Origin of the sequence: Streptomyces sp. NPDC002490 (assembly GCF_040296045.1) — a bacterium.
In the GTDB taxonomy this organism is placed as follows: Bacteria; Actinomycetota; Actinomycetes; order Streptomycetales; family Streptomycetaceae; genus Streptomyces.
The window spans coordinates 1-4,828 of sequence record NZ_JBEOWM010000112.1; the positions used below are offsets into that span (position 1 = coordinate 1).

2 protein-coding genes are annotated in these 4,828 nt (G+C 73.2%); both read left to right on the forward strand.

What is annotated here, in order from left to right; translation table 11 throughout:
* The coding region (locus tag ABT092_RS30730) for a type I polyketide synthase (protein WP_502968544.1) at positions 1-3,396 on the forward strand (3,396 nt) is incomplete at its 5' end.
* 31 nt (positions 3,397-3,427) lie between these two features.
* Positions 3,428-4,828: type I polyketide synthase (locus tag ABT092_RS30735; protein ID WP_351249769.1), on the forward strand; the 1,401-nt coding region annotated here is incomplete at its 3' end.

Sequence of the window (4,828 nt, forward strand, 5' to 3'; positions counted from 1 at the left end):
ACGGTGGTGGCGGGTGATGCGGATGCGGTGGCGGAGTTGGTGGAGCAACTTGTGGGTGAGGGGGTGCGGGTGCGTCGGATTGAGGTGGATTATGCGTCGCATTCGGTGCATGTGGAGGAGGTTCGTGAGCGGTTGCTTGCTGAGTTGGATGGGATTGTGCCTCGTTCTGGTCATATTCCGTTCTTTTCGACGGTGACGGGTGGGTGGTTGGATACGGTGTTGTTGGATGCGGGGTATTGGTATCGGAATTTGCGGGAGACGGTGCGGTTCGAGGAGGCGACTCGGGTTCTGTTGGGGGAGGGTTTCCGGTTCTTCGTGGAGCCGAGTCCGCATCCGGTGTTGTCGGTGGCGGTGGGGGAGTCGGTGGAGGCCGCGGGGGTGGGCGCGGCGGTGTTGGGGACGCTGCGTCGGGGCGAGGGGGGCATGGAACGGCTGCTGCACTCCCTCGGCCGGGCATGGGAGAGCGGGCTCACCGTCGACTGGTCGGGGATGTTCCCGGGGGGCCGGCGGGTCGAACTGCCCACCTACGCCTTCCAACACCGGCGCTACTGGCCCACGCCCGTGCACACGGCCACGGCCGATGTGGGATCGGCCGGCCTGGACTCCACCGACCACCCGGTGCTCGGCGCGGCGATCGAGGTGGCGGAGACGGGTGAACTCCTGCTCACCGGCCGCCTGTCGCCGCGCAACCACCCCTGGCTCCTCGACCACGCCGTGGCCGACACCGTGCTGCTCCCCGGCGCGGCCTTCGCGGAACTGGCCGTGCGTGCCGCGGACGAGGCGGGGTGCCCGGCGGTGGAGGAACTGACGCTTCAGACACCGCTGTTGATTCCCGCGGACGGCGCGGTCCGTCTGCAAGTGCGGGTCAGCGCCGCCGACGAGTCGGGCCGGCGCTCCCTGGACCTGTTCTCCTGCCGCGAGGACGCGGCGGCACCGCTCTGGACCGCCCACGCCACCGGTGTGCTCGGTGCCGCCCCCGCGAAGGAACCGCCCCCGACCGTCCTGCCGATCGACGCCAGTTCCTGGCCCCCGCCCGGTGCCGTCCCGGTCCCCGTCGACGACCTCTACGAACGGTTCCGAACCGCCGGCTACGGCTACGGCCCCGCCTTCCGAGGGCTGGGCGCCGCCTGGCGTCGGGGCGACGACCTCTTCACCGAGGTGCGTCTGCCACCGGAACAGCACCGGTTCGCCACCGCCTTCGGCCTGCACCCCGCCCTCCTGGACGCCGCTCTCCAAGGACTCTTCCTCGCCGGGGGATCGGAAACAGACCCGCAACGGGGCCGGGCCTCCGCCGGACTGCCGTTCTCCTGGAGCGGTGTGAGGCTCCACGCCTCCGGGGCCACCGCGCTCCGGGTCCGGCTCGGGTTCGGACCGGACGGGACGGTGTCGATCGATGCCACCGACCCCTGCGGCCTCCCGGTCGCTTCGGTCGAGGCGCTCGCCGTTCGTCCCGTCGACCTCGACGCCCTGCGCGCGGGCAGCGGCCCGGAGTCCCTCTACCGGCTGGAGTGGTCCCCGGCACCGGCCCGCGTGCCGGCCGAACCCCTAGGAGACTGGGCGGCCATCGGCGTCGCAGAAGCGTTCCCCGACGCCCACCCGGACCTCGCCGCGCTCCGCGCCGTGGTGGACCGGGGCACGCCCCCGCCCGCCACGGTGCTGGTGCACTGCGACCACGCCGCACGGCTCCCCTCTCCCCCCGACGCTGCATCCGTGCACGCGGCGCTGGACGACGCCCTTCGCCTCGTCCAGGACTGGCTGGCGGACCCCCGCTGGGACGAGGACACCCCTCTCGTCCTCCTCACCCGCGGCGCGGTCGCCACGGAGGTCGGCGAGGACGTCACCGACCTCACGGCAGCCGCGGTCCGCGGCCTCTTCCGCTCCGCCCAGTCCGAGCACCCCGGCCGCTTCGTGCTGCTCGACACGGACGATCCGGCCGCCGTGGTCGACCTGTTGCCACAGGTGCTGTCCGGAGCGGAACCCCAAGCGGCGATACGACGGGGACGGCTCCTCGCCGCCCGGCTCGCCAGGACGAGCGTCCCTGCGGAGGTGCCCCCGGCCCCGATCCTCCCGGACGGCACGGCCACGGGGACGGTCCTGGTCACCGGGGCCGGCGGGACGATCGGCGGCCTGGTGTCGCGGCACCTGGTGACCGCACACGGGGTGCGGAACCTGCTGCTGGTCGGCAGGCGCGGCGCGGAGGCCCCCGGCATCCTGGACCTGGCCGCCGAACTGCGCGGACTGGGCGCCCGGGTGACCGTCGAGGCGTGCGACGTCGCGGACCGGAAAGCCCTCGCGGCCCTGCTCTCCGACGTCCCCGCCGACCGTCCGCTCAGCGCGGTGGTCCACGCGGCAGGCGTCCTGGACGACGGCGTGGTCGAGTCGCTCACCCCCCAACGGATGCACCGGGTGCTCCGGCCCAAGGTCGACGCGGCGCTGAACCTCCACGCCCTCACCCTCGACCTGCCGCTGTCGGCCTTCGTCCTGTTCTCCTCCGCCTCCGCCACGGTCGGCAACGCCGGGCAGGGCAACTACGCGGCGGCCAACGCCTTCCTCGACGCACTCGCCCAGCAGCGCCGCGCCCGGCACCTGCCCGCGCAGTCCCTCGCCTGGGGGCTGTGGGCGCAACGCAGCACCATGACCGGTGCCCTGGCCGACGCGGACCTCCGGCGGATGGCCAGGGGCGGCACCGCCGCGATCGGTACCGACGAGGGTCTGGCGCTCTTCGACGCGGCACTGTCCCTGGACGAACCGCTGTTGGTCCCGGTCAGGATCGACCTCGGCCGACTGCGGGCGGCGGCCCGGTCCGCCCCCGTCCCGGCCCTGCTCTCCGGGCTGGTCCCCGGCGGCGCCCGTCGCCCCGCCTCGGGAGCGGACGCCGCCGAGGCGGGCTCGCTCCGTCGCCGGCTGGCCGGACTCGCGTCGGAGGAACGCGTGCCCGCCGTGCTCGAACTGGTACGGAGCCGGGTCGCGGACGTCCTCGGCCACGGTGGCGCGGGAACCGTCGAACCGGACCGGGCCTTCAAGGACCTCGGCTTCGACTCGCTCACCTCGGTCGAACTCCGCAACCGGCTGAGCGCGGCCTGCGGCCAGCGGCTGCCCGCGACCCTGGTCTTCGACCACCCCACCCCGGTCGCCGTCGCCACCTACCTGACCGGGCGGCTCGTCCCCCGGGAAGCAGACGGTGCGGGAGGCGGCACCGGTACCGCGGACCGGGGGGACCGCGAGATCAGCTCCCTGCTCGCCACCATCCCGCCGTCCGCACTGCGCCGGGCCGGACTGCTCGACGCGCTGTTGCGGCTCGCCGACGGCGCGGAGGCGTCGGGCCCCGCCGAGGACATCGCGAGCATGGACGTCGGTGACCTCGTCCGGATGGCGCTGGGCGGCGAACGTGACTGACCGACCGGGACAGAGGGAGAGGCTGAACGGCATGTCCATGGAGACGGACCAGGTGGTCGAGGCACTGCGCGTCTCGCTGCTGGACAACCAGCGGTTGCGGCAGGAGAACCGGCGACTCCTGGACGGCGCGGCCGAGCCGGTCGCGATCGTGGCCATGAGCTGCCGATACCCCGGCGGCGTGCGCACCCCGGAGGACCTGTGGGAACTCCTGGTCAAGGAGCGCGACGCGGTCTCGACGTTCCCCACCGACCGCGGTTGGGACGTCGAGGGACGGTTCGACGAGGACCCCGACGCCCCGGGCACCCTCTACGTACGCGAGGGCGGCTTCCTCCACGACGCGCCCGACTTCGACCCGGGGTTCTTCGGGATCTCGCCGCGCGAGGCCTTGGCGATGGACCCCCAGCAGCGGCTGCTGCTGGAGGCGTCCTGGGAGGTGGTCGAGCGGGCCGGTATCGACCCGCTGACCCTGCGCGGCAGCCGCACCGGCGTCTACACCGGAGTGATCAACAGCGACTACGGGTCCCGGCTGGGCCGGGTGCCCGACGAGTTGGAGGGCTTCCTGGGAACGGGCACCATCCCCAGCGTGGCCTCCGGCCGCGTCGCCTACACCCTGGGTCTGGAGGGGCCGGCGGTGACCCTGGACACCGCCTGCTCGTCCTCCCTGGTCGCCATCCACACCGCCTGTCAGGGCCTGCTCTCCGGCGACGCCACACTGGCCCTGGCCGGCGGAGTGACCGTCCTGTCCACCCCCGGTCTCTACATCGGATTCAGTCGCCAGCGCGGCCTGGCACCGGACGGACGCAGCAAGTCCTTCTCGTCCTCCGCCGACGGGGCGGGATTCGGCGAGGGACTCGGTCTGCTCCTGCTGGAACGGCTCTCGGACGCACAGCGCAACGGGCACCCCGTGCTGGCCGTCATCCGCGGTTCGGCCGTCAACCAGGACGGTGCCAGCAACGGGCTCACCGCACCCAACGGGCCGGCCCAGCAGCGCGTCATCAACAAGGCGCTCGACCGTGCCGGACTCGCTCCGGGCGAGGTGGACATGGTGGAGGCGCACGGCACCGGCACCACCCTCGGAGACCCGATCGAGGCCCAGGCGCTCCTGGCGACCTACGGCCAGGGCAGGCCGGGCGGAAGGCCGCTGCGGCTGGGGTCGCTGAAGTCCAACCTGTCCCACACCCAGGCCGCGGCGGGCGTGGGCGGTGTGATCAAGTCGGTACTGGCGATGCGGCACGGGCTGATGCCGAAGACCCTGCACGTCGATCGGCCCTCGCCCCAGGTCGATTGGACCGAGGGCGCCGTTTCCCTGCTCACCGAGGCCGTGCCGTGGCCGGAGACCGGTCGGCCGCGTCGGGTGGGCGTGTCGTCGTTCGGGGTGAGCGGTACCAATGCCCATGTCGTTCTGGAGTCGGCGCCGGTCGTGGCTTCGGGC